This is a genomic window from Pararhizobium sp. P1_E7 (assembly GCF_056405855.1).
Genome location: NZ_JBFUBH010000043.1, coordinates 1 through 23,359, shown reverse-complemented (window position 1 = coordinate 23,359; position 23,359 = coordinate 1). Strand labels below are relative to the sequence as shown.

The following is a 23,359-nucleotide window of genomic DNA, read 5'->3' as shown; positions in this document are numbered from 1 at the left end:
AAATTTCAGAGCGAGTTCGTCGGTCGCCAGCAGCGCCGCCGCCCTCGTTGGTGAGCGGTTTATAGTCCCCACCAACAAACGAAGTCAACACACCAATTCCAAAAAAATGAAGTTTCTCATAAGTGTCTGATTACATTAGTGTATTTCAAATTCTACCCAAACACACCACAAAATCCACCAAAACACCCGGGATTCATCAACCAAAATCTTGTCCATTTGGTCAAAATTGAGAACCGGCGTGAGGGAGGCGAAAGGCGCCCTAAAGCGTCTTCACGCTATGGCTCACCTTGAACTTGCGTTTCTCCAGTTCGGGGAAGAAATCGGCAGACGAAAAATATTCCTCCGGCGCCCAGACACCGGGGCGTTTTTCGTTCTTCAAAACCAGCTGGGCTGCGATCGACGCGCTCATCGATGTCCCCGCATCCACATAAGGCGCGTACATTTCATCCGGTGTAACGATGACCTCATAGCGCACTTCGACCGGCTTGCCGTCCTTGATGCCTCGGCCAATGGCAAAGTGGATCTCGGAACTTTCCTGCTGTGGCAACCGGTGCTGATTGCGGGCAATGTTGCGCTGGATAACGGCGTTGAGCACATCAAGCGGCTTGACCGATGCGCCGCCGATCTCGACCGGATCATTGAAATCGCCAAAGCCTGCCTTCACCAGACCGACCCAGGCTTCGTGTTCGCGGTGTGGCAGATRCAGTTTCCAGGTGAATTCCTGAATACCCTTGTCGCGAATGCCGTCGGCAAGCGGCACCGTCAGCTGTTCGGAATGCGGCGAATACATGAATTCGCAGCGCCCCCAGGGCTGCGGCAGGTCGATCACCTCCCGGCCCGTCATCGGCGCGCATTCGACATGCTTGCCGCCAAAGAACTGCGTGCTCGGATGGGCATATTCGGCAAGAACCGTCGAGACGCTGTAGGGCGGCATCAGGATCGGGTTTTCGTCGCCCGTCAGTTCCGCGGCCCAATAGAGGTTGATCTTCTCGATCGTATCGAGTTCGTCGGCAACCGCACGGCAGATGACGTTGGACATGCCGGGATCGGCGCCGACACCGACAACGGCGGTGACGCCCGCGGCCTTGAAGCGCTCATGTTCGGCAATCTGCTTGACGGTGAACGTGCCGAGGCCGCCGAGATCCATATAGGCGACCTTCGCCGATAGCGCCGCCTCGAAAATGGTCATCTGGAAACCCAAAAGGGTCGGAACGCAGTTGATGCAGAGATCGGCCCCCTCGATCGCTTCCGCCAGCCGCGCCGGATCGGTGACGTCGAGATCAAACAGGTTGAGCCGCGCATCGCCGAGATCGGCGGCCAGGCTTTCCATGCGCTCACGCGACGTATCGCAGATGCGGATCGATGCGATGTCGACTATGGCGCGATCGGAGACGAGATCGCGGACAATACCGGCGCCCATCAGGCCGGCGCCACCGAGAATGGAGATTTTCATGATCTTGACGTCCTTTTCGAAACTTTGCCCGGGCGGGCATCATGTTGCGCAGAGCAGCATTCCCTCATCCGGCGCTTTGCGTCCGCTTCTGCCCGATCGGGAGAAGTGGAAATTTTCAGACGTGCTTGCGCCCGCCCTCCTCGTAGAACCAGCTGTCGGGATAGGGATACCACCACTCGTGGATGACCGGCTTGTGGTCGATGATCACCATCTTCGAGCGGCGGAAGGCGTCGAGCCCCTGGCGGCCGAGTTCGCGGCCCATGCCCGATGCCTTCCAGCCGCCGAACGGCAGCGCATCATTGTCGATCATCGGGTTGTTGACCCAGACCATGCCGGAATCCAGCCGCTCAGCCGCCTCCATCGCCTCTTCCAGGCTGGTGGTGAACACCGAGGCGCCGAGACCGAAGGGACTGTCATTGGCAAGCCGCACAGCTTCATCGAAATCAGCGACACGGGCGACGGCCGCGACCGGGCCGAAACATTCCTCCTGCATGATCGCCATGTCCGGCGTGCAGCCGGTGAGGATCGTCGGCTCGTAAAACCAGCCCACCGGCTCGCTCTCAGGGATTTTGCCGCCGAGAACAACAGTTGCTCCCTTGGCTTTGGCATCCGCGACAAGCCGGATCACTTTTTTGCGCGCGTCTTCGCTGACGAGCGGGCCAATCTCGGCTCTGGTCAGGCCATTGCCAATGCGCAGACGGCACGCCTCAGCGGTAAATTTCTCGATGAAAGCATCATGAACGCTATCGACCACGAAGAACCGTTCGGCCGACGTGCAGACCTGGCCGGAAAGGTGGAACGCGGCGGTGACGGCACCGGCGGCGGCGACATCGAGCGGCGCGTGCGCGGTGATGATCATCGGATCGCTGCCCCCGGCCTCGATCACCGCCGGTTTCATCTGGCCCGCAGCCGCCGACGCCACGGCCCGGCCGGCGGCAACCGAACCGGTGAAGGCGACGGCATGGGTCAGCTGCGAGGCGATCAGATATTGCGCGACCCCGGCGCCACCGGGCACGCAGGCAATCAGGCCTTCTGGCAATGCCTCAAAGATCGTCATGAATTCCAACGTCGATAGTGTCGTCGCCAGTGCCGGCTTGATGATGCAGGCATTGCCGGCAGCCAATGAGGCCGCCACCGTCCAGCACATCAACAGGATCGGGAAGTTGAACGGCATGATGTGGACGCTGGTGCCGAGCGCCTCGTAACGCGCATACTGGAAAGACCCGGCCTGCGTCGTGCCGGCCACCTTGCCCGCCTCGTCGCGGGCCATTTCGGCGAAATAACGGAAGGCCCCGGCGCAATTGGCGACCTCGCCGATCGCTTCCGGATAGGGCTTGCCCATCTCGCGCGACATCAGTTCGGCGCAGACCCGCATGTCGGTCGCTTCGATGCGGCTGGCGATCCGGTGCAGAATGGTGGCGCGGCTTTTGGCGTCGCGGCGTTTCCATTCGGATTGGGCGGTTCTGGCGGCAACAAGCACAGCATCAAGTTCGGCGGCCGTCGTTTCGGCGAACACGCCCTCGTTTCCAAGTGTGGCGGGATTGATCACCGTGTGACGCTCGCCCGCCGCCTTGATGTAGACCGGGTGCCGGTAGAAAACGGGCTCGGCTGGATTGAACATGGTGTTTTCCTATTCGCAGGCTTCGGACTTGTGGTGAAGATGCCCTTCACCCCGACCTTCTCCCCGTCAAAACGGGGAGAAGGTGCCCGACAGGGCGGATGAGGGCAGCTGCGAACCTTACCGGATCATGTAGACCTTCTTGATCGTCTCATGGACAGTGCAAACGCCCTTCCAGTCTTGCGGGAAGAAGGCTGCGGTATCCGGGGTAATCTCGATCACCTCGCCAGACTCGTGCACATAGGTGCAGCGGCCTTCAAGGAAGTGGCAGAATTCGTCGCGGGTCACGTGGCAGTTCCATTTGCCGGGGGTGCAGACCCAGAGCCCGCATTCGGACTCTCCGTTCGGTCCCTTGTGGATCAGCTTGCCGGACGTCCGGCTCTCCCCCTCGATCATCGTCGAGATGACGCCCCAGTCCTTGAGGTCTGTCTGGTCGAGTGGTTTGCGCATCAGTGGCGTGGCGGTTATCCCGGCGGTCATGGCGTGTTTCCTTTCGTCTTTTCTTTGGGAAGCGGCGGCGTTCTCAAGAAACGCGAAGCACCGCTAAAGTCGTCTCAAGTCCGGCCGGTCAGACCAGCATGTAGATGTTGCGCATGGTCGCGATCACGTGGCATTCGCCGGTCCAGCCGCCGGGAAACATCACCACGGTTCCCGCCTCGACCTCGATCACCTCGCCCTCGTCGGACCGATAGACCGCGCGGCCGCTTACGAAATGGCAGAATTCGTCCCGCGGGATCGACAGCCGCCAGCGGCCGGGCGTGCAGACCCAGATGCCGGATTCCGGCTGGTTGTTCGGCCCCTTGTGTACGAGCCGGCCGGTCGATTTCGACTGGCCGTCGACACTGTCGGGTTGCAGCCCCCAGTCGACGAGATCGTCCGTGGTGGAGGCGTTGTAGAGATGCGGTGCGGATGAAGGCTCAGCCATCGAACGTCCCCGTATTCGCCAGTTGATCGAGAATGGCTGCAGCCTTTGCAGGGCCGCTCTGCGATTGCATATGGATGCTGGTCGCTGCCAGCTTCGCCTTCATCTTCGGATCATTGACACAGGCATCGAGCTTGGCGGCCAGCTCCTCATCCGTCCAGTCATAGCGCGGCATCTTGAAACCATGGCCGGTTTCGTCGACCCTGGTCGCATTGTCGTGGCCATCCCAGACATAGGGCATGATGATTGCCGGCTTGCCGAAATAGAGGCACTCGGTGAACGAGTTGTTGCCGCCGTGATGGATGGCCGCATCGATCTGCGGGATGACGGAAGGTTGCGGAAACCAGCTTTCGACAATGATATTGCCCGGCAGGCCGCTATACTGCTCCTTATAGTCTCCGACATTGACCAGCGCGCGATAGGGCAGTTTTCCAATTGTGGCGATCAGCCGTTTGAGAAGATCGGTATCGCCGGCGCCAAGACTGCCGAATGATATATAGAGGAGAGGCTTGTCGTTGTTCTCTGAAAAGGCCGGGACTTCGTAAGGTTTTTCCTTACGCACGCAGCCTTCTAGATATTGGAACTGCTTTGGATCGAGCGGATGTTCACGGTCGAACTTCACCGATTCCGGATAGAGCAGCAAGTTCATGAAGGGCGATGCCTCGAAGAACTGGCCGATCGGATAGGCCTCCTCCCCGGTCGAGGCGAGGAAGGCGTTGAAATCCTCATGGATCGGCTTGATCACCTCATTGAATTTTTCGCGGTAGGCGGCGTGGCCGGCCAGATCGTCCTGGCGGCAGCCGGACAGGTGTGGCGGGATCTTTTCGTCCTCGATCTCGTTTTCCGAGCAGGAGATGATCCTGACCCAGGGCTTGCCGAACTGCTTGATCGCCGGAAAAAGAATGACGTTGTCGACGCAAATGAGGTCGGGTTTGATCTTTGCCAGTACGCCCGGCAGATCCTTCTGCGCCCATTTGGCGCTGTCGACGATCGCCTCCCAGCAATCGCGCACATAATTGCTGATCTGGTCGTAGGGGCTWTTGCGAAAGTTCGGGATATGGCCGTTGATGAAATCCTCCCAGAACTTCGCCATCTGCTCCGGCGGCATCGGCGCCGAGAGGTTCACAGGATAGGCTTCGAAGCCATACCCCTTGTAGACATCGACGAAACCGGGATCGGACAGAAAGACGGCCTTGTGGCCGAGCGCCTCGACGGCCTGCGCGATGCCGACGGAATTGAGCGCCGGGCCGAAGGCCGCTTCCGGAAAGAATGCAATCGTCTTGGACATCAGTTCCCTCTTGTTTTCTTTAGTCCTGAAAAATCCGGCAAGCTGCTGCATCGAACCCGAGCGATACCGCAGCACCCGTTTGTGCAGCCGCTGCCCCCGTCGCTGCCAAGCGAACCTGAAGGGGCGCTGCAGATAGGGTCGTTTTAACGTAGAGTTGGCGGTCGAGACCGTGGTAGGCGACGTCGACGACAGTTCCGGCGATGCCTGTGCCATCTGATTTCAACACGATATTTTCTGGCCGGACCGCCAGCACTGCCTTTTGATCCCGCTTTAGCCCGTTGTGATCGCAGGCGAGCACTTCGCCGCCGGCGCGAAACAGCGCGTCGGCACCGATCTCTCCCTCGATGAAATTCATCACGCCGATAAAGCCGGCAACGAAGCGATTGGCCGGCCGCTCATAGACCTCCTGCGGCGTCCCGCATTGCAGGATGCTGCCGTCCTTCAACACCGCGACACGGTCGGCCATGACCAGCGCCTCTTCCTGATCATGGGTGACGATGATGAAGGTGATGCCGACCTCGTTCTGCAGCCGCTTCAGTTCGAGCTGCATCTTTTCACGCAGCTTTTTGTCCAGCGCGCCGAGCGGTTCATCGAGAAGCAGTACTTTTGGCCGCTTGATCAGCGCGCGGGCCAGCGCAACGCGCTGTTTCTGCCCGCCGGAAAGCTCGGCCGGCTTGCGCCCGGCCAGCGCCTGCAGGTCCGTCGTTTTCAGCATTTCCTCGACTCGCGCCGAAATCTCGGATTTCGCGAGCCGTTCCATTTCGAGGCCGTAAGCCAGGTTCTGCCGAACCGTCATGTGCGGAAACAGGGCGTAGGACTGGAACATCAGGTTGAGTGGCCGTTTTTCCGGCGCCTGTTCGGTGATGTCAGTGCCTGCAAGCCGGATACGGCCTTCGTCCGGCACTTCGAACCCGGCAATCATGCGCAGAAGCGTGGTCTTGCCGCAGCCGGATGGGCCGAGCAGCGCGAAAAATTCGTTCTCTCTTATGTCCAGCGACAGGCCATTGACCGCGACGGTCTTGCCAAAACGCTTGACGACAGTGTCGACCGCCAGAACCGGGGCTTTGAAGTAAGTGTTCATCGGGTCATCTGTTCTTTGTTCAGCCATTGCGAAAGGAGAAGGGCGGCAGCGCTGACGCCCATGACGATGGTGGCGAGCGCATTGATTTCCGGCGTCACGCCAAAGCGGATCATCGAATAGATCTGCATCGGCAGGGTGATTGAGGAGCGGCCGGCGCCCGAGGTGAAGAAGGCGATGATGAATTCATCGACCGACAGGGTGAAGGCGAGCAGCGCACCGGCGATGATGGCCGGCAAGAGAACCGGGAAGGTGATCCGCCAGAAGGTCGTGAATGAAGAAGCGCCAAGATCGCGCGATGCCTCGACGATGGAGAAATCGAAGTTCTTCAGCCGGGCCCGCACCACCGAGCATACGAAGGCGAGATCGAAGATCACATGGCTGATAACGATCGTCGAGAGGCCCATCGTCACGTTCAGCCGCGAAAACAGAGTGAGTAGCGCCACGGCCAAAACGATGTCGGGAATGACCATCGGCGCAAACGCCAGCGCTTCGAGTGCGGTGCTCTTGCGCTTGCGCGTTTCCATGCCGATCGCCAGCATGGTTCCGAGAACGGTGGCGATCAGCGTCGCAAAAATCGCCACGACCAGCGTGTTCCAGGCGGCATGCAGAATATCGCTGTTGTTGGCGAGCGAGACGTACCAGCGCAGCGAAAAGCCCGACCATGTCGTCGGCAGGCCGCTGGCATTGAACGACAACAGCACGAGAACCGCGATCGGCAGATAGAGGAAGCTGAAGACCAGAACGAGAATAGCCCGCCCGGTCAGTTTGGTGCGCAGGGCATCAGCCATTGGCCACCTCCTGCTTTTCACCGCTGAAGCGCGCCGAGGCGCGGGCCTGCAGAAGCAGCAGCCCGATCATGATGGCGATCAGCACCATGCCGAGTGCGGCACCGAAGGGCCAGTCGTTGGCGGTGAGGAACTGGTCATAGACGAGATTGCCGATCATCTGGAACCGGCCACCGCCGAGCAGCGCCGGGGTGACGAAATTGCCGATCGAAAGGACGAAGACGAACACACCCCCGGCCGCGACGCCCGGCATGGTCAAAGGCAGGGTCACGCGGAAGAATGTCCGCACCCGCCCTGCCCCCAGATCGCGTGAGGCCTCGATCAGTTCGCCATTCAGGCGCGACAGGCTGGAATAGATGGCCAGGATCACGAAGGGCAGATAGTTGTAGACGAGGCCGGTAATGACGGCGCCTTCACGATAGAGCAGAGCCAGCGGCTCGCCTTCATAGCCGAACCAGCGCAACAGATTGTTGATCAGGCCTTCGCGATTCAACAGCACGATCCAGGCATAGGTGCGGATCAGGTAATTGCTCCAGAACGGCAGCACGGCAAAAAACAGCAGCAGCGGCTGTGTCCGTTTTGGTGAGAGGCAGATGGCGTAGGCGGCGGGATAGGCGATCAGGATCGCCAGCAAGGTCGCCAGGCCCGCGATGCGCACCGATGTCAGGAAGATTTTCGCGTAGAGCGGATCGATGACTCTTTGAAAATTCTCCGCCGTCAGCGTGTATTCAATGCCGCCGTACAGCCCGCGCGTCAGGAACGCGTAGGCAAGAATGATCAGGCACGGAACGACCATGAACAGGACGAGCCACGCGACGGCAGGCAGAGCCATGAGATTGGAACGAACCGTCTGCGAGGACAAGAAAAAGACTCCGGATTTGAAATGCCCCCTCTCCCCGCAAGCGGGAAGAGGGTTGGGGTGAGGGGCCGTTTTCGCGAACTGAATACGGTGCGTCGCCCCTCATCCGCCCTTTGAGCACCTTCGCCCCGTAAGCGGGGAGAAGGAAGTGCGGATCAGTTCGCCGCCTTGATCTCGCTGACGGCACGCGAATAGTCGCGCTGTGCCTCGCCAAGGTCCTGGAGTTCCTCGTATTTCACCAGCGTTTCCGGCGAGACGCCCATGGTCGGGTATTTCTTGACGAGTTCCGGATCGAGGCTTTCCATGGCCGGCTTGTTGGGCACTTCGTAGAAGATGTTCGACGCGGCCCAGGCATGGTTCTTGGCTTCGAGGATGAAGTCGAGGAACTTCAACGCTGCGTCCTTGTGCTCGGAATTCTTCATCACGACCATCGTGTCGATCCAGAGGTCGGAACCTTCCTTCGGCACGACGAACTTGATCTTGTCATTCTCAGCAATGCCGTAGTTGCACCAGCCGTCCCAGGCCTGCACCAGCGAGGCTTCGCCGGACACGAGCTTGGAGAAGAAGGTTGTGTCGTCATAGGCGAGCAGGTTTTTCTTGGCTTCGATCAGGGCGTCCTTGGCTTCATCGATCTTCGCCGCATCCTTCTCGTTGACCGAATAGCCCTTGTAGAGCAGGCCCGCTGCCATCAGCCAGCGGTCAGTCGAAAGCATGGTGATCTTGCCCTTGAGCGCCGCTGGCGGGTTGAGCAGATAGGACCAGCTGTCCGGCGTTCCCTCGACCAGATCGGAGCGATAGCAAAGGCCCGTTGTGCCCCAAGCGTAAGGAACGGCATAGGTATTGCCCGGATCGAACGCCAGCTTCGTCGCCTGCGGATAGAGGTTTTTCAGGTTCGGCACCTTCTCGGGGCCGAGTGGCTCTAGCAAACCTTGGCCGTTGAGGATGTGGGCGAATGGCGAGGAGACGAACACGACGTCATAGCCCTTGCCCTGGCCCGCCATCAGCTTGCCCATGATTTCTTCGTTGGTGGCATGATTGACCACCTCGATCGTCAGGCCGGTCGCCGCCTTGAAGGTTTCGGCGATGTCAGGCGCCATGTAGCCGGCCCAGTTGGAAATGACGAGATCGGCCGACAGCGCTGTGCCTGCAGAAAGAACCATGGCTGCCGCTGCGAGACCGGCCAGGCGCAATTTCACTGACGTTTTCAAGGGTAGTCTCCCGTTGCTGGCGCAGCCCGGATGCCAAGCAAGCTTGGATCATCGCCGCATGCGCAAATCCATCGTCCCGGACGGTATCGCGGCAATACGCGATGCCCCACCCGAGGGTTCTGTTCCCAAAGCGGCGCGCCGGTTATCCGGTCTATGTCTCGCTTCATCAGGCAGTATTATTTATAAAAAAAATACGTCAATACGAAATCGTAACTGCTGCGAAAATTTAACAAACACCCTTGCAGACCCTTTGCAGAAGATGCAGCATGAGCATTACTCTATGGAATTCAAAGGTGCGGCCGATGGAAACAGAGGCGAAAAAAGTAAACCATCGCCATGTCGAACTAGCGCAAAAAATACTCGACATCGCCACAGAACGCGGCATGAGCCGCGGCGAACGGCTGCCGGAACAGGCGCTTGCCTCCCGCTGCAACGTCTCGCGCACCCCGATCCGCAAGGCGCTGCAGTTCCTGGCCGAAAAATCGATCGTCACGGCAGAGGCCGAAGGCGGCTACCTGCTTGCCATCGACCCCGCCTCGTTCCCCGGCCTGGAGGATACGACGCAGCCGGCCGAGGAAACCGAGCTTTACAACGCCATCCTGCGCGACGTTTCTGCCGGGCGCATCAGCGATTCCCAGACAGTCGCCAGCCTGCAACGCCGCTATGATGCTTCCCGCAACGCGGTGCAAAATGCGCTGACGAGACTGGCCGAGGACAATCTGGCGGAACGCGCCGCGGGGCAGCAATGGCTGGTCAAGCAGTTCGCCATCAGCGGCGATGCCGTTGCCAAGAGTTTCGAATACCGTCTTTCCTGTGAGCCGCTCGCCCTGACCATGCCCGGTTTTCGCCGGGACGCCGCGGCGATCACCTCGCTTCGGCAATCGATGGAAATCCTGCGCTCGATGACGGAGAGCGGATTCGACCAGAAACTGTTCGAGCGGACCGATTTCGATTTCCACATGCTGGTCGCCAGAAGCTGCGGCAACCCGTTCATGTCGGAAGCGCTGTTGAGCCATCACCGCCGCCGCCGCTCCAGCCAGCCGCCGGTGCATGTCAACGCCTTCCGGCTGATGCAATCCAACATGGAGCACATCCAGATGCTGGAACAGATCGAACGCGGCCAGCTTGAGCTTGCGGCCGACCTGATGCGCGTGCATATCCAGCTTTCCCATTCGCAGCGGCCCCGCCTTGCCGGGCGCGGCGTTCCGCCCGTCTTCAAGGTCGTGGGATAGATATTTGGTGCACGCATGAGCCAGCCCAAGGTGATCGCCTTCTTCCCTGAAGCCAGTTACGGCGCAGCACTCAACTGTGTCGGCATCGCCCAGGAACTGCGCCGGCTGGGCGCGCGGCCGGTCTTCATCTGCCATCCCGGCTTTCGCGGCGTCTTCAGCGAATATGGGTTTCCCGAATATCAGCTGCAGCCGGCGGGTGCCGAAAGCCAAACCGACTGGACCGACTTCATCAACCGGCATCAGGACGCCTTCCGGCAAACACCGCTGGAGCAGGTGAAAAGCTATGTCGCCCCGACCTGGGAGGCGATCGTCGACACGGCGATCGCAGCCGAGGAGCCGCTTCGCCAGCTGCTGGCCCAGCTGAAACCCGCAGCCATCGTGCTCGACAACGTCGTGATGTTTCCGGCCATTGCCAATGCCGGCGTCCCATGGGTCCGGGTCGTCTCCTGCGCCGAGACGGAACTGCCCGATCCGCTGGTTCCCCCCTATCTGTCCGGCTGCGGCGGTAAGCCCGAAGCGGATTGGTCGGCGTTTGCACGCGCCTATGCCAAGGCCGTCGCACCAGCCCAGAAGCGCATGAACGCTTTTCTGACGGAGTGCGGCCTCAATCCGCTGCCAGCAAGCGAATTCCTCGAAAACTCGCCCTATCTCAATCTGCTTCTCTCGCCTGACGCCGTGCGTTTCGAGCGCGAAAATCCGCTCGATCCGCAAAAATTCGTCTATCTCGACGGCTGCGTCCGGCAGGAAGCACCCTATACGCTGCCGCATTTCGCTTCGCATCAGGATGCACCGCTGGTGCTGGTGAGTTTCGGCAGCCTCGGCGCCATGGACGTGTCGATGATCAAGCGGATGATTAGCGTCTTCGAAACCCTGCCCTATCGCTTCATCGTCAATGTCGGGCCGTGGCGCGACGAGTACAGCCGCATCCCCGACAACGTCTTCCTCGAAAGCTGGTTTCCGCAGCCTTCCGTCGTCGAGCAGTCGAGCCTGTTTATCCATCACGGCGGCAACAACAGTTTCTGCGAAGCGCTCTATTTCGGCGTGCCGTCGCTGGTCATGCCATTCTGCTGGGATGGCCATGACAATGCCCGCCGCGCTGAAGACGTCGGTGTCGGCAAAAGGATCGACCGCTACCGTTGGACGGACGGCGAACTGGCAGCGGCGATTACCGGCCTGCTCGACAATTCCAGCCTGAACGATACACTGATAGCCAATTCCACGACGATGAAAAAGGCTGCCGGCGTGACGGTGGCCGCCAAGGCGATACTTGATCTGATTTAAGGAAGGACAACAGCAATGCAGGACAGGCTTTATATCGACGGTGTGTGGATAAGGCCTGAGAAAGGCGGGACGCTCGATGTCATTGATCCGGCGACCGAGGAGATCATTCACAAGGCGCCCGCCGGCACCAGCGGCGACATCGACAAGGCCGTCAAGGCCGCCCGTTTTGCCTTCGATTCCGGTCCCTGGCCGCATTTCACGGGGGCCGAGCGCGCCGTCTATCTGCGCGCCATGGCGGCGGAAATCACAAAGAAGCGGGAATTCCTTGCCAAACTCGAAGTCTCCGACAACGGCAAGCCGCTGCCGGAAGCATTGTGGGACATTGACGACGCCGCTGGATGCTTCAACTATTATGCCGGCCTGGCTGAAGAACTCGACCAATATCCGGAAGAAACAATCCCGCTCAATGAACCGCGCTTCTCCTCGCGAGTGGTGCGCGAACCGCTCGGTGTCGTCGGTGCGATCACGCCGTGGAATTACCCGCTGCTGATGGTCTCTTGGAAAGTCGCGCCAGCCCTGGCTGCCGGCTGCACCATGGTGCTGAAGCCTTCGGAGCTGACGCCGCTCACCGCTCTTGAGCTCGGCGTCATTGCGCAGGAAGTCGGCCTTCCCGCCGGCGTTCTCAACATCGTCACCGGGACAGGGTTGCAGGCCGGCGAGCCGCTGACCGAACATCCGCTGGTCGACAAGCTTGCCTTCACCGGCTCGGTCCCGACCGGCCGCAAGGTGATGATGGCCGGCGCACAGGACATCAAGACTGTCAGCCTCGAACTCGGCGGCAAATCCCCTTTCGTCATCTTCGCCGATAGCGATATCGAAAAGGCCGTCGAATGGATCATGTTCGGCATCTTCTGGAACCAGGGGCAGGTGTGTTCGGCAACCTCGCGCGTGCTGGTCGAGGCTGATATCTACGACGCCGTCGTCTCGCGGCTTTGCGAGGAAGCAGCCAAGATCCGGATCGGCAACGGCATGGACGATGGTACGCTGCTCGGGCCGATCGTCTCGAAGGGCCAATACGACAAGATCGTCTCCGCCATCGACCGTGCCCGCATCGACGGTGCCACCGTCGCTTACGGTGGCAGCCGCCCGGCCGGTCTCAACAGCGGATACTTTCTGGAACCGACCGTGCTGACCGAGATGAGCGAGGACAGCTACGTCTGGAAGGAAGAGATTTTCGGCCCGGTGGTCTGCGTCAAGCCGTTCAAGGACGAGGACGATGCCATCCGCATGGCCAACGACAGCCGCTTCGGCCTGGCGGCCGCCGTCATGTCGAAGGACGTGATCCGCGCCGAACGCGTCGCCGAAGCCCTTCGTGCCGGCATCGTCTGGGTCAACTGCTCGCAGCCGACCTTTGTCGAAGCCCCATGGGGCGGCTACAAGCAATCCGGCATCGGCCGGGAACTGGGGCGCTGGGGGCTGTCGAATTACCTGGAAACCAAGCAGATCACCCGCTTCAACAGCGACGAACCGTGGGGCTGGTATATCAAGGGTTAAGGTGCACTATTCATCAATGCCGGCAGGACCGCCGGGGTCCTGCCGGTCGCTGAGCAAATTTGGCGCCTGCCAGCGACACCCGTGAGAACGGCGCTAGTAAGGCGAGATGCACTGACGGCGGTGGCCATAGTACGGTTGGTACGTGTTGTCATAGGCCCGATACGAGCGATATCGCGCATAGCACCAATCGGCATGTGAACCGCCGCTGCGATAATAGTGACGCTCACCGCCATAATATCCAGGTTCATAGTATCTCGGCTGCGCCAGCAGACCACCAATAATCGCTCCGGCAGCCAGGCCGCCTAACGCTAAGCCGAAGTCGTCGTCGTAGTCATGGTAGTAGCCCCGATGACCGTAGTGACCATAGTGACCATTGTGACCATAGTGGCCGTGGTCGCGATAGTGGCGCCTTACCCAATAGCGGCGATTGCCGCCATAGCGGCCGATGCCCCAGGAGCTGCGATACGATTCGACCAGTTGAACATCCGAAACCTGAAGCTTCGGCCGCTCGATGGAGGGGAACGCCTGTGCCGGCATAACGCTTGTAAAGGCGGTGGCCAGCGACAAACCGATGATTGCGAGCATCTTCATGTGAGTCACCATTTTGCCTTTCAGCATACGAAACGCTTCAAGCGATGCTTTTGTGCCAGAGTTGACTCAAAGTAACGAAATTGTGATCGTGCCGCAGGCGACGAGCGTCTTCTCAGGGCTATTTTTCAGGATGCGCGCTTAAATGTCCATTTGACAGTAAATTCGCCGTTCCGCTTCATCTTGGTTTTGGTGCGCACCTTGACCGGTCCGCCCAACGCGCTTTCCGCCTCTTCGAAAGCCTGGCGCGCCTCGGCAATAGCCCGGTGATAGGTGCTATTATCACGCTTGGGGCTATCGGCGATTGCCTTGAGAAGGGCGATCGTATCCAGCTTATTTTCGGCCATGAACGGGCGGCGCTCCTTCAAGCGATATCGAGGCTGCGTATCTACCCAAACAGTGCCGCAAAGCAAATCGTCTTCTACTGCTTTGAAAGCCTAACCCTTACTCCGCAGCCTCTGCCCTCGGTGCCGGCACGTAGTTGAGGATCGGCCCCAGCCAGCGCTCGACCTCTTCGACCGGCATATCCTTGCGTTCGGCATAGTCGTCGACCTGGTCGCGCTCGACCTTGGCGACGCCGAAATAATAGGCGTCGGGATGGCCGATATAGATACCGGAGACGGAGGAGCCGGGCCACATGGCAAAGCTTTCCGTCAGGGTGACGCCGATTTCCTCCTCGGCCTTCAGCAGATCAAATAGCGTTGCCTTTTCGGTATGATCCGGTTGCGCCGGGTAGCCGGGCGCCGGGCGGATACCGGCATAAGGTTCGCCGGCCAGTTCGCTCGGCGCGAAGGCTTCATTTGCCGCGTAGCCCCAGAGTTCCTTGCGGACATATTCGTGCATCCGCTCGGCAAAGGCTTCGGCAAAACGGTCGGCGAGCGCCTTGACCATGATCGAGGAATAGTCGTCATTGGCCCGCTCGAAGCGTTCGGCAATCGCCACTTCCTCGATGCCGGCGGTGACGACGAAGCCGCCAAGATAGTCCCGGCTGCCGCTTTCCACCGGTGCGACGAAATCCGACAACGCGACATTCGGGCGGCCATCGCGCTTGGCCATCTGCTGGCGCAGGGTGAAGAAGGTGGCGCGTTCGGTTGCCCGGGTTTCGTCGGTGAACAGGCGAATGTCGTCGCCAACCACACCGGCCGGCCAGAAGCCGACAACGGCCTTGGGCGCAAACCATTTTTCAGCAATGACCTTGGCGAGCATGCCTTGCGCATCGGCAAACAGCTGGCGAGCGGCTTCGCCCTGGCGTTCGTCGTCGAGGATTTTCGGGTAGACGCCCTTCAGCTCCCAGGTCTGGAAGAAGGGGGTCCAGTCGATATATTCAGCCAGCTCAGCGAGATCCCAGCTCTGGAAAACCTTTGTTCCAAGGAAGGACGGCGTCTTCGGCTGGTAGGCGTCCCAATCGACTTTCTGGGCATTGGCGCGGGCTTTCGCCAGCGGCAGGCGCTGCTTTTCCAGCTCGTTGCGGGCATGCGCGTCCGCGACCTTCTTGTACTCTGCCCGGACGGTGTCGATGTAACCGCCCTTCATCTCCGGCGATAGCAGGCTGGAGACCACGCCGACGGCGCGGCTGGCGTCGGTGACGTAGATCGCCTGGCCGTGGCTGTAGCGCGGGTGGATCTTGACCGCAGTGTGGACACGGCTGGTTGTCGCGCCGCCGATCAAAAGCGGGACATTGAAACCTTCGCGCTCCATTTCGGCCGCCACATGCGCCATCTCGTCGAGCGACGGAGTGATCAGGCCGGACAGGCCGATGATATCGACATTCTTCTCGCGGGCGACCTCGAGGATTTTTGCCGAAGGCACCATGACGCCAAGGTCGATGATTTCATAATCGTTGCAGGCCAGAACGACGCCGACGATATTCTTGCCGATATCGTGCACATCGCCCTTTACCGTCGCCATCAGCACCTTGCCGGCACTCTTGCGTTCACCAAGACCGCCGCCCGCCAGCCGTTCGGCCTCCATGTAAGGCAGGAGAATGGCGACCGCCTGCTTCATGACGCGGGCGGACTTCACCACCTGCGGCAGAAACATCTTGCCTGCGCCGAAGAGATCGCCGACCACGTTCATGCCGGCCATCAGCGGGCCTTCGATAACATGCAGCGGTCGCTCGGCTTGTGTCCGGGCTTCCTCGGTATCGGCCTCGATGAATTCGGTGATACCGTTGACCAGCGCATGTTCAAGCCGCTTTTCGACAGCCCATTCGCGCCATTTCAGGTCCCGCTCCTTGGCTTCCTTGCCGGCGCTACCCTTGAAGCGCTCCGCCAGTTCCAGCAAGCGTTCGGTCGAATCGGCACGGCGGTTGAGGACCACGTCCTCGCAGGCCTCCTTCAGCTCGGGCTCGATCTGGTCGTAAACCGCCAGCTGACCGGCATTGACGATGCCCATGTCCATGCCCGCCTGGATGGCGTGATAGAGGAACACGGCATGCATCGCCTCGCGCACCGGCTCGTTGCCGCGGAACGAGAAGGACAGGTTGGAGACGCCGCCGGAAATATGGACATGCGGCAGCGTGCCGATGATCTCGCGCGTCGCCTCGATGAAATCGGCGCCGTAATTATTGTGTTCCTCGATGCCGGTGGCCACCGCAAAGACGTTCGGGTCGAAGACGATATCTTCCGGCGCGAAGCCCGCCTGCTCGGTCAGGAGCTTGTAGGCACGGGTGCAGATCTCGACCTTGCGTGCCTGCGTGTCCGCCTGGCCCTGCTCGTCGAAGGCCATGATCACGACGGCGGCGCCATAGGCGCGGCAAAGCCTTGCGTGATGCAGAAAGGCTTCCTCGCCTTCCTTCATCGAGATCGAATTGACCAGCGGCTTGCCCTGCACGCATTTCAGGCCAGCCTCGATGATCTCCCATTTGGAGCTATCGATCATCACCGGCACGCGGGCGATATCCGGCTCGGCGGCGATCAGGTTGAGGAACTCGACCATTGCCTGCTTCGAATCGATCAGGCCCTCGTCCATGTTGATGTCGATGATCTGGGCGCCATTGGCCACCTGATCGCGAGCGACATCGAGCGCCGCGGCATAGTCACCGGCGGTAATCAGCTTGCGGAATTTGGCCGAACCCGTGACGTTGGTGCGCTCGCCGACATTGACGAAGGGAATATCCTTGCTCAGCGTGAACGGCTCCAGGCCGGACAGTTTCATCAGCCGCGGCACGTCGGGGATTTCGCGGGGAGCGTGTTTTGCAACAGCTTGCGCGATCGCCCGGATATGGGCCGGCGTCGAACCGCAGCAGCCGCCAACGATATTGACCAGGCCTTCGCGGGCAAAGCCTTCGATCTGGGCGGCCATTTCATCCGGCGTTTCGTCATACTGGCCGAACTCGTTGGGCAGGCCGGCATTCGGATAGGCGCAGACAAACGTATCGGCGACGCTGGAAATTTCAGCCAGATGCGCGCGCATGGCGTTGGCGCCGAGCGCGCAGTTGAGACCGATGGTGAAGGGATCGGCATGGCGCACGGAATGCCAGAAGGCGGTCGGCGTCTGGCCCGACAGCGTGCGGCCGGAGAGATCCGTGATCGTGCCGGAGATCATCACCGGCAGGCGGATGCCCTTCTCGATGAAGACTTCTTCGGTCGCAAAGATCGCCGCCTTGGCATTCAAAGTATCGAAAATGGTTTCGATCAGGACGATATCCGCGCCGCCATCGATCAGACCGCGCAGCTGTTCGGCATAGGCGATGCGCAGGTCGTCAAAACTGACAGCGCGAAAACCGGGATTGTTGACGTCGGGCGAGATCGAGGCGGTGCGGTTTGTCGGGCCGAGGGCGCCGGCAACGAAGCGGCGTTTGCCGTCGACTTGCTGTGCGCGCAGTCCGGCGCGCCGCGCAAGGCGCGCGCCATCGCGGTTCAGCTCATAGACCATCGCTTCCATGCCGTAGTCTGCCTGAGCAATCGAGGTAGAAGAAAACGTGTTGGTCTCAAGGATGTCAGCGCCGGCAATGGCGTAGTGGTAGTGGATTTCCTCGATGGCGCCCGGTTGGGTCAGCGTCAGAAGGTCGTTATTGCCCTGGAGATGACACTCGCAGGCGGCAAAGCGGTCGCCACGGAAATGATCTTCGCCAAGGCCGAGCTGCTGGATTTCCGTTCCCATGGCGCCGTCCATGATCAGGATGCGTTCGCGCGCCGCCGCCTTCAGCGCGGTCATGACTTCGGAGCCATCCGGCTTGGGGGAAACGGCGCCGAAGAGTGCATCGATGGCGGACATGGGAAATCTCCCGTTCTGAAAACGACAATAAATCGAAAATCAGAGATCACATAAAGATATCTTTATGTCAATATATGAGTTTGAAAATGCGGGAAATTCGGCAAAAAGAAACCGGCCCGTTTCTGGTGAGACGGGCCGGTCAACAATGGGTTTTCGGAGAATGTTTCAAAGCCGCTTCAGGCAATCGTCCAGTTCATAGATGGCGCAAAGGATATGATAGAAGCTGCTGGCCGGTGCCGGCTCGTCGATGAAGCTGCCATCGGCCTTCTGCTTGTCGCGCCAAAGGCCCCTGACCGGCGTATCGAGAAAGCTCTGCAAGGCGGTCGCGGCACGAACGGCCGACCGCAGGTAACGTTCGCGCTCTTCGCCCTGCGTCAGCGCCGCGAAACGGATTGCCGCCTTCAGCCACTCCGTCTGAGGCCACAGCCGGGCAACCGGATCGGCAACCGAAAAATCGTCAAGCAGCGTCATGACGGCCACGTCGCGCGGCTGGGCAATGCCGTACTGCTCGCCGATCTCGAACAGCCGCCTGGCTTTGACCAGCGCATCGGCATTGCCGCGCCGCTCGCCCCAGCGCAAGAGCAGCCAGGCCCATTCGAACTGGTGGCCAGGCTCGACGATGCGGCCCTTGTCGCCCGGCATCGGCGCCCAATCGTGATCGAAGAACTCCCGCAGCGCTCCGGTTTCCCGGTCGATGAAATGCTCCATGCAGAGGAAAGCGATCTCATCGGCAAGATTGGTCCAGGCAACGGTGTCGAAACCGTCCACCGCTTCGCTGGCAAGGCATGCCTCGAACAGGTGCATATGCGGGTTGGAGCAGAGCGGCAGGCGCGGTGGATTGTCTTCCTCAAAGCCCATCAAAGGATGTTTGCAATGGGCTTCCAGCCTGCCGCGCAACGCATTGCTGCGATCGATCATCTCCTGCCTGCGACCGGGCAAGACCTGGGCCAGATAGGCAAAGGACAACAGCGCGAAGGCCTGATTGTAGAGGTCGAAGGACGCATCGATGAGATTGCCGTCGGCATCCGCCAGCGCGCCGTAAAAACCGCCCGGCTGCAAATAGACCCGATCGAAATAGGCGATGCCTTCGCTGGCAACCGTGCGCCAATCGCCGGACCAGCCACGGCGTCCGGCCTCCGCAAAACAATAGACCTGACGCGGCTGCACACGCGAACGGCGGTTGGCCCGTGTCGGCAGTGCCGCCATGTCGATGGTTTCAACGAAACCGCCGCTGGCTGGGTCAAAGCCCTTCTCCCGCCACAAAGGCAGGGCCGCTTGCGAAAGCCATTCGTTCAGCGTCGCGGAAAACCCGGCAATATCCATCATTCAATATCCGTTCAGGGTCAGTCGGAAAGCTTGAGCGAGGCGATATCCTTGCCGAGAAGCTGGGCAAGCGCTTCAACGACCAGGATGTGGTCGTCCCGCTGCGGCAAGCCTGAAACGGTCACCGCGCCGATGCAGCCGGTGCCCTTGACGACAATCGGAAAACTGCCGCCATGCGGCGCGAACTCGGCTTCGGGCAAGCCGAATTTCGCCTGGATCGTGGTGTCCTGTTTGGCGAGCGAAAGCCCGATGGCATAGCTGCTTTTCAGGAACCGGAAGACGCAGTTGCGCTTGCGGCGCACCCAGTTGGGATTGTCCGGTGTCGAGCCTTCGAGCGCTGAGTAAAACACCGGCATGGAAAACAACGAAACGTCGATGACGACGCCGAGCTTGCGCTCCACGGCCATTTCGCGCAGCAGCGCCCCGAGCGCCCAGCCTGTTGCCAGACTGAAACTATCGAACTGCAGTTCCCTTTCCTGAAGGGCAATCTGCTCCAGATCCGCGTCGATAATCATTCGGCTTTCCTTTTTGTTTTCAATCTTTCCAGAGCCATGCGGCACCGCGCACGCCGGAACTGTCGCCATGTACCGCCTTGCGGATCGGCGTTTCGAAACTGTCGCCGAAGATATATTTGACGATCAGGTCCGGCAATTCATCGTAGATTTCATCGACATTCGACATGCCGCCGCCGAGCACGAAGACATCCGGATCGACGATATTGGTGAGCAAGGCCAGGCTGCGCGCGAGCCGGTCGACGAAACGCCCGTAGACGGCGGTGGCAACCGGTTCGCCGTTGCGCTTGTCGGCGATGATGTCGCGGCCGCGCCGGTCGATGCCCGTCACCGTGCGATAATCCAGCTCAACGCCGGTGCCGCAGGCATACATGTCGAGACAGCCATGTTTGCCGCACCAACATTTGTGGCCGGGATACTCGTCCCTGGTCATCCAGGGCAGCGGGTAATGGCCGATTTCAGCGGCGATACCCTGATAACCGGCATGGACGTGCTTGCCGATCGCAAGCCCGCCGCCATGGCCGGTTCCGACGATAACGCCGAAAACCGTATGTGCATCCTTGCCGGCGCCATCGACCGCTTCCGAAATCGCCAGGCAATTGGCATCGTTGGCAAGCCGGACTTCCCGGCCAAGGGCTGCCCCAAGGTCGCGTCCAAGCGGCTGGCCGTTGAGAAGCACTGCATTCGAATTGCGCACGATGCCGGTGCGCGGGTTCGGGCTTCCGGGAATACCGATACCGATCGTTCCCGTTTTGCCGGCGGTCTGCTCGGCAGCCGCGACAAGCTCCTGCACCGCGCGGATGCAGGCATCATAGCCGCTCGTCGGCGTGGCGATGCGATGCCTTGCAAGCGTTGCGCCATCGCGGTCGAGCGCGATGACTTCCATTTTCGTGCCGCCCCAATCAATTCCGATGAACATGCTGGATCAAACTCTGTGCGTCTGGTTGTCGAGGGCGCCACCGTCGCGGCCGGGTCTCCTCCCGTTGCGCCGCATCCTGCTTAACATCGGAAAAGCATCCGGCGCCAGCCCCGGCGCCAACTGTCACGCACATCAAAGGCCCTGTTCGAGCAAATGCATTAAAAGCACGCCGGAAAACACTTGGCTTCCGCCCGCTCCTTTTGTAAGGGTTCTTCCGGCTGGTCCCATAGCTCAGCAGGATAGAGCGCAGGATTCCTAATCCTGAGGCCGATGGTTCGAATCCATCTGGGATCACCAATCACCGCAAACATCTTAGAAAATACCTTCCGGCAAGCGGCCGGCAGGAGATGCCGTGTCATCGTCAGGCAGGCAAGGTCTGCAGGGGGCACGTATTGTCCCCCCGCCGTTCGCTATCGGGCGCTAGTACCCGACCCGCACGCCACCCCCATTGGAGGCTCCGAAGTCCGGTACCGGGCCATAGCCCTGATACTGGGCATAGGTGGTGTTGTTCGCGCCGGTGCTTGCGCAACCAGAAAGCGCCAGAAGCGCCATTGCCGCAACGGCCATCAGAGATTTAAGGGACATGGTATTCTCCAGTCGAGAGGATTGGCCAGAAAGCCGGATGACCAAGACAATGTTCGTCCAAATCACCGTCAATGGCAAGTAGGGCCGTCCCTGCCAAAGGCGGGATAACATACGGGATCGTAAACATAATCTGAAAAATAGGGCCGCCGCGCGGGAAATTTCGCGACGATCCGGACAAAGAAAAAGGCCGGGTGAAAACCCGACCTCTCCGACCCGTCTCGACAACAGCTGCCAGTCCATCCGTGGTCAGCCGCTGGAAACGAATTCCATGGGCGTAATATGGCAAGGGAATGTAACCGTTTCAAGACAAAGCAAAAAATAGGAAAAAACGTCGCTATCTGCTCAGGCCGCATCCAGCGCCATCGTCAGGTCGGCGATCAGATCATCAGGATGTTCGATACCGATCGAGAGGCGAATGGTTGATTCCAAGACGCCAATCCGTTGACGGACCTCCAGCGGCACGCCGGAATGGGTCATGCTTGCCGGATGGCTGGCAAGCGATTCGGTACCACCGAGGCTGACGGCGAGCTTGAAGATCTGCAGCGCGTTCAGAAACTTGAAGGATGCCGGCTGGCCGCCGCGGATATCGAAGGAAAAGGTCGATCCCGCCCCCGTGCATTGCGCGGCAAATGTCCTTCCCAGCGGAGACTGCGGGTCGTGATAGGGCAGATAGTGAATGCCCTCGACTTTCGGATGATCGCGCAGGAAGTTGGCGACTTCGAGCGCATTGTTGTTGGCCTTCTCCATGCGGATCGACAAGGTCTCCAAAGACCGGCCGAGCATCCAGCAGGAATGCGGATCAAGCTGCGTGCCGATGGCGCCGCGCAGCGCCTTGACCTGTTTCATCACGGCCTTTGCGCCCAGAGCCGCCCCAGCGATCAGATCGGAATGACCACCGACATACTTGGTCAGCGAATAGAGCGATATGTCGGCGCCGTGCTCGATCGGACGCTGGAAGACCGGGCCAAGCAGGGTATTGTCGCAGGCAACGATCGGCGTATGCCCCTGTTTGCGCCCGATGGCGTCGGCAATCCTGCGGATCATCGCGACATCGACGAGACTATTGGTGGGGTTGGCCGGCGTTTCGATCAGGATCATCGAGACGCGGCCTTTCGCCATGGCCTCCTCAGCCGCCTCCTGCACGGACGCCTCGTTGACACCGTCAGCAAATCCAACGGCAGCGACGCCCATGTTGAGAAAGGTCCTTGCCAGGAGCGTTTCGGTGCCGCCATAGAGCGGCTGAGAATGAAGGATGGCATCGCCCGGGCGCACGAAGGCGAGAAGCGTCGTTGCAATCGCCGACATGCCGGAGGAAAACAGCGCGCAGCTTTCCGTGCGCTCGTAGACGGCGAGACGATCCTCGACGATCTCGCTGTTGGGGTGATTGAAGCGGGAATAGACGAGCCCTGCACCGGTCCCTGCAGGCGGCTCGCGGCGGCCGGAGACGAAATCGAAGAAATCGCGCCCCTCCTCGGCCGACTTGAAGACGAAGGTGGACGTCAAAAACACCGGCGGCTTGACCGCACCTTCGGAGAGCTCCGGGTCATAGCCGTAGTTCAGCATCAATGTCTCAGGATGCAGTTTGTGATTGCCGATATGGGTCTTGGAGGGATGTGGAGCGGTCATGACAGTCTCCGGAATCTGATGCGAATGCCGCAGTCTACATCAATTTTCGCAGCTGCTTCTTGCCAATCTGCAGGCTTTTTCATCCGAAAATTGCGCGGGCGACGATGAATGACGGATAAAACCCGGAATTCTGGAGCCTTGGCTAAACGCTCACCCGATATCCAGGCCCGCTCCCAGTCACTCCACCGCATTACTCTTGAGATTGCCCGGCACATTCATCTGCTTGCGCTCACGCGCCATATCGCTGACGGCGGCGCGCAGGCGCGGGTGCCGGGCCATGAAGATGTTGAAATCGCGCCGGTCGAGTTTCAGGAACTGGCAGAAATCCACCGCGATCACGTCGGCAGTGCGCGGTCCGCCACTGAGC

Annotated in this window: 20 protein-coding genes, 1 tRNA gene and 1 pseudogene; 4 read left to right on the top strand and 18 right to left on the bottom strand. The window is 60.2% G+C overall.

The features are described 5' to 3' along the window. Positions 1–259: 259 nt before the first annotated feature. The 9 genes from AC1D17_RS22675 to AC1D17_RS22635 all read right to left on the bottom strand — a co-directional run bounded on the left by AC1D17_RS22675 (position 260) and on the right by AC1D17_RS22635 (position 9,214). Entirely contained in the window at positions 260–1,453 is a 1,194-nt protein-coding gene (locus AC1D17_RS22675) for a saccharopine dehydrogenase family protein (protein WP_477567558.1), read from the bottom strand. 115 nt (positions 1,454–1,568) lie between these two features. Next, complete coding sequence (locus AC1D17_RS22670; protein WP_477567557.1) at positions 1,569–3,074, bottom strand: aldehyde dehydrogenase family protein; 1,506 nt, start codon at positions 3,072–3,074, stop codon at positions 1,569–1,571. 117 nt (positions 3,075–3,191) lie between these two features. Beyond that, positions 3,192–3,551, bottom strand: a complete 360-nt coding sequence (locus AC1D17_RS22665; protein ID WP_477567556.1) for a cupin domain-containing protein — start codon at positions 3,549–3,551, stop codon at positions 3,192–3,194. 88 nt (positions 3,552–3,639) lie between these two features. Beyond that, the gene (locus AC1D17_RS22660) at positions 3,640–3,996 is read right to left on the bottom strand and encodes a cupin domain-containing protein (RefSeq protein WP_477567555.1); all 357 of its coding nucleotides are present in this window, start codon (positions 3,994–3,996) and stop codon (positions 3,640–3,642) included. Next, positions 3,989–5,284, bottom strand: a complete 1,296-nt coding sequence (locus AC1D17_RS22655) for a nucleotide disphospho-sugar-binding domain-containing protein (RefSeq protein WP_477567561.1) — start codon at positions 5,282–5,284, stop codon at positions 3,989–3,991. The genes AC1D17_RS22660 and AC1D17_RS22655 overlap by 8 nt, the downstream gene beginning before the upstream one ends. 16 nt (positions 5,285–5,300) lie before the next feature. Next, a complete protein-coding gene (locus AC1D17_RS22650) occupies positions 5,301–6,362 on the bottom strand; it encodes an ABC transporter ATP-binding protein (RefSeq protein ID WP_477567554.1) in 1,062 nt (353 codons plus the stop codon). Then, on the bottom strand, positions 6,359–7,150 hold the full coding sequence (locus AC1D17_RS22645) for an ABC transporter permease (RefSeq protein ID WP_477567553.1): 792 nt from the start codon (positions 7,148–7,150) through the stop codon (positions 6,359–6,361). Before AC1D17_RS22645 ends, AC1D17_RS22650 begins: the two co-directional genes overlap by 4 nt. Beyond that, entirely contained in the window at positions 7,143–7,979 is an 837-nt protein-coding gene (locus AC1D17_RS22640; RefSeq protein WP_477567560.1) for an ABC transporter permease, read from the bottom strand. The genes AC1D17_RS22645 and AC1D17_RS22640 overlap by 8 nt, the downstream gene beginning before the upstream one ends. Before the next feature lie 182 nt (positions 7,980–8,161). After that, positions 8,162–9,214: a polyamine ABC transporter substrate-binding protein gene (locus AC1D17_RS22635; RefSeq protein ID WP_477567552.1), complete on the bottom strand. Its 1,053-nt coding sequence runs from the start codon at positions 9,212–9,214 to the stop codon at positions 8,162–8,164. Positions 9,215–9,480: 266 nt separating this feature from the next. On the opposite strand from AC1D17_RS22635, the gene AC1D17_RS22630 reads away from it, so the two are divergent. The 3 genes from AC1D17_RS22630 to AC1D17_RS22620 are packed head-to-tail and all read left to right on the top strand — an operon-like array spanning position 9,481 to position 13,221. Beyond that, on the top strand, positions 9,481–10,446 hold the full coding sequence (locus AC1D17_RS22630) for an FCD domain-containing protein (protein ID WP_477567551.1): 966 nt from the start codon (positions 9,481–9,483) through the stop codon (positions 10,444–10,446). A gap of 15 nt (positions 10,447–10,461) precedes the next feature. Continuing rightward, entirely contained in the window at positions 10,462–11,727 is a 1,266-nt protein-coding gene (locus AC1D17_RS22625) for a glycosyltransferase (RefSeq protein WP_477567550.1), read from the top strand. A 15-nt stretch (positions 11,728–11,742) separates the two neighbouring features. Beyond that, positions 11,743–13,221 carry an aldehyde dehydrogenase family protein gene (locus AC1D17_RS22620; RefSeq protein WP_477567549.1) on the top strand — a complete coding sequence of 493 codons (1,479 nt, stop codon included), beginning with the start codon at positions 11,743–11,745 and terminating at the stop codon, positions 13,219–13,221. 93 nt (positions 13,222–13,314) lie between these two features. Here AC1D17_RS22620 and AC1D17_RS22615 read toward each other — a convergent pair whose 3' ends face one another. The 6 genes from AC1D17_RS22615 to AC1D17_RS22590 form a co-directional block, all read right to left on the bottom strand. After that, a complete protein-coding gene (locus AC1D17_RS22615; protein WP_477567548.1) occupies positions 13,315–13,812 on the bottom strand; it encodes a BA14K family protein in 498 nt (165 codons plus the stop codon). Between the two features lie 125 nt (positions 13,813–13,937). Then, entirely contained in the window at positions 13,938–14,156 is a 219-nt protein-coding gene (locus AC1D17_RS22610) for a hypothetical protein (RefSeq protein ID WP_477567547.1), read from the bottom strand. Between the two features lie 97 nt (positions 14,157–14,253). Continuing rightward, positions 14,254–18,027: a methionine synthase gene (metH, locus tag AC1D17_RS22605; RefSeq protein ID WP_477567546.1), complete on the bottom strand. Its 3,774-nt coding sequence runs from the start codon at positions 18,025–18,027 to the stop codon at positions 14,254–14,256. A gap of 165 nt (positions 18,028–18,192) precedes the next feature. Then, entirely contained in the window at positions 18,193–19,350 is a 1,158-nt protein-coding gene (locus tag AC1D17_RS22600; RefSeq protein WP_477567559.1) for an AGE family epimerase/isomerase, read from the bottom strand. A gap of 20 nt (positions 19,351–19,370) precedes the next feature. After that, the gene (locus tag AC1D17_RS22595) at positions 19,371–19,865 is read right to left on the bottom strand and encodes a heme-degrading domain-containing protein (protein ID WP_477567545.1); all 495 of its coding nucleotides are present in this window, start codon (positions 19,863–19,865) and stop codon (positions 19,371–19,373) included. A gap of 19 nt (positions 19,866–19,884) precedes the next feature. Further along, complete coding sequence (locus AC1D17_RS22590; RefSeq protein WP_477567544.1) at positions 19,885–20,781, bottom strand: ROK family protein; 897 nt, start codon at positions 20,779–20,781, stop codon at positions 19,885–19,887. Positions 20,782–21,001: 220 nt separating this feature from the next. Between AC1D17_RS22590 and AC1D17_RS22585 the strand changes: the two genes are divergently transcribed. Continuing rightward, positions 21,002–21,078 (top strand) — tRNA-Arg (locus AC1D17_RS22585). Between the two features lie 123 nt (positions 21,079–21,201). Here the strand turns inward: AC1D17_RS22585 and AC1D17_RS22580 are convergent. From AC1D17_RS22580 to AC1D17_RS22570, 3 genes and pseudogenes are all read right to left on the bottom strand, one after another. Continuing rightward, complete coding sequence (locus AC1D17_RS22580) at positions 21,202–21,366, bottom strand: hypothetical protein (RefSeq protein ID WP_477567543.1); 165 nt, start codon at positions 21,364–21,366, stop codon at positions 21,202–21,204. A gap of 342 nt (positions 21,367–21,708) precedes the next feature. Next, positions 21,709–22,992, bottom strand: a complete 1,284-nt coding sequence (locus AC1D17_RS22575) for a cystathionine gamma-synthase family protein (protein ID WP_477567542.1) — start codon at positions 22,990–22,992, stop codon at positions 21,709–21,711. Between the two features lie 177 nt (positions 22,993–23,169). Next, a pseudogene (locus AC1D17_RS22570) lies at positions 23,170–23,359 on the bottom strand (cation:proton antiporter domain-containing protein); the annotation flags it as partial.

Bases quoted from the DNA above. Each gene is read 5' to 3' on its own strand.
- AC1D17_RS22670 (WP_477567557.1), bottom strand. From the start codon at position 3,074: ATGTTCAATCCAGCCGAGCCCGTTTTCTACCGGCACCCGGTCTACATC.
- AC1D17_RS22665 (WP_477567556.1), bottom strand. From the start codon at position 3,551: ATGACCGCCGGGATAACCGCCACGCCACTGATGCGCAAACCACTCGAC.
- AC1D17_RS22660 (WP_477567555.1), bottom strand. From the start codon at position 3,996: ATGGCTGAGCCTTCATCCGCACCGCATCTCTACAACGCCTCCACCACG.
- AC1D17_RS22650 (WP_477567554.1), bottom strand. From the start codon at position 6,362: ATGAACACTTACTTCAAAGCCCCGGTTCTGGCGGTCGACACTGTCGTC.
- AC1D17_RS22645 (WP_477567553.1), bottom strand. From the start codon at position 7,150: ATGGCTGATGCCCTGCGCACCAAACTGACCGGGCGGGCTATTCTCGTT.
- AC1D17_RS22640 (WP_477567560.1), bottom strand. From the start codon at position 7,979: ATGGCTCTGCCTGCCGTCGCGTGGCTCGTCCTGTTCATGGTCGTTCCG.
- AC1D17_RS22630 (WP_477567551.1), top strand. From the start codon at position 9,481: ATGAGCATTACTCTATGGAATTCAAAGGTGCGGCCGATGGAAACAGAG.
- AC1D17_RS22625 (WP_477567550.1), top strand. From the start codon at position 10,462: ATGAGCCAGCCCAAGGTGATCGCCTTCTTCCCTGAAGCCAGTTACGGC.
- AC1D17_RS22620 (WP_477567549.1), top strand. From the start codon at position 11,743: ATGCAGGACAGGCTTTATATCGACGGTGTGTGGATAAGGCCTGAGAAA.
- AC1D17_RS22615 (WP_477567548.1), bottom strand. From the start codon at position 13,812: ATGAAGATGCTCGCAATCATCGGTTTGTCGCTGGCCACCGCCTTTACA.
- AC1D17_RS22610 (WP_477567547.1), bottom strand. From the start codon at position 14,156: ATGGCCGAAAATAAGCTGGATACGATCGCCCTTCTCAAGGCAATCGCC.
- metH (WP_477567546.1), bottom strand. From the start codon at position 18,027: ATGTCCGCCATCGATGCACTCTTCGGCGCCGTTTCCCCCAAGCCGGAT.
- AC1D17_RS22600 (WP_477567559.1), bottom strand. From the start codon at position 19,350: ATGGATATTGCCGGGTTTTCCGCGACGCTGAACGAATGGCTTTCGCAA.
- AC1D17_RS22595 (WP_477567545.1), bottom strand. From the start codon at position 19,865: ATGATTATCGACGCGGATCTGGAGCAGATTGCCCTTCAGGAAAGGGAA.
- AC1D17_RS22590 (WP_477567544.1), bottom strand. From the start codon at position 20,781: ATGTTCATCGGAATTGATTGGGGCGGCACGAAAATGGAAGTCATCGCG.
- AC1D17_RS22580 (WP_477567543.1), bottom strand. From the start codon at position 21,366: ATGTCCCTTAAATCTCTGATGGCCGTTGCGGCAATGGCGCTTCTGGCG.
- AC1D17_RS22575 (WP_477567542.1), bottom strand. From the start codon at position 22,992: ATGACCGCTCCACATCCCTCCAAGACCCATATCGGCAATCACAAACTG.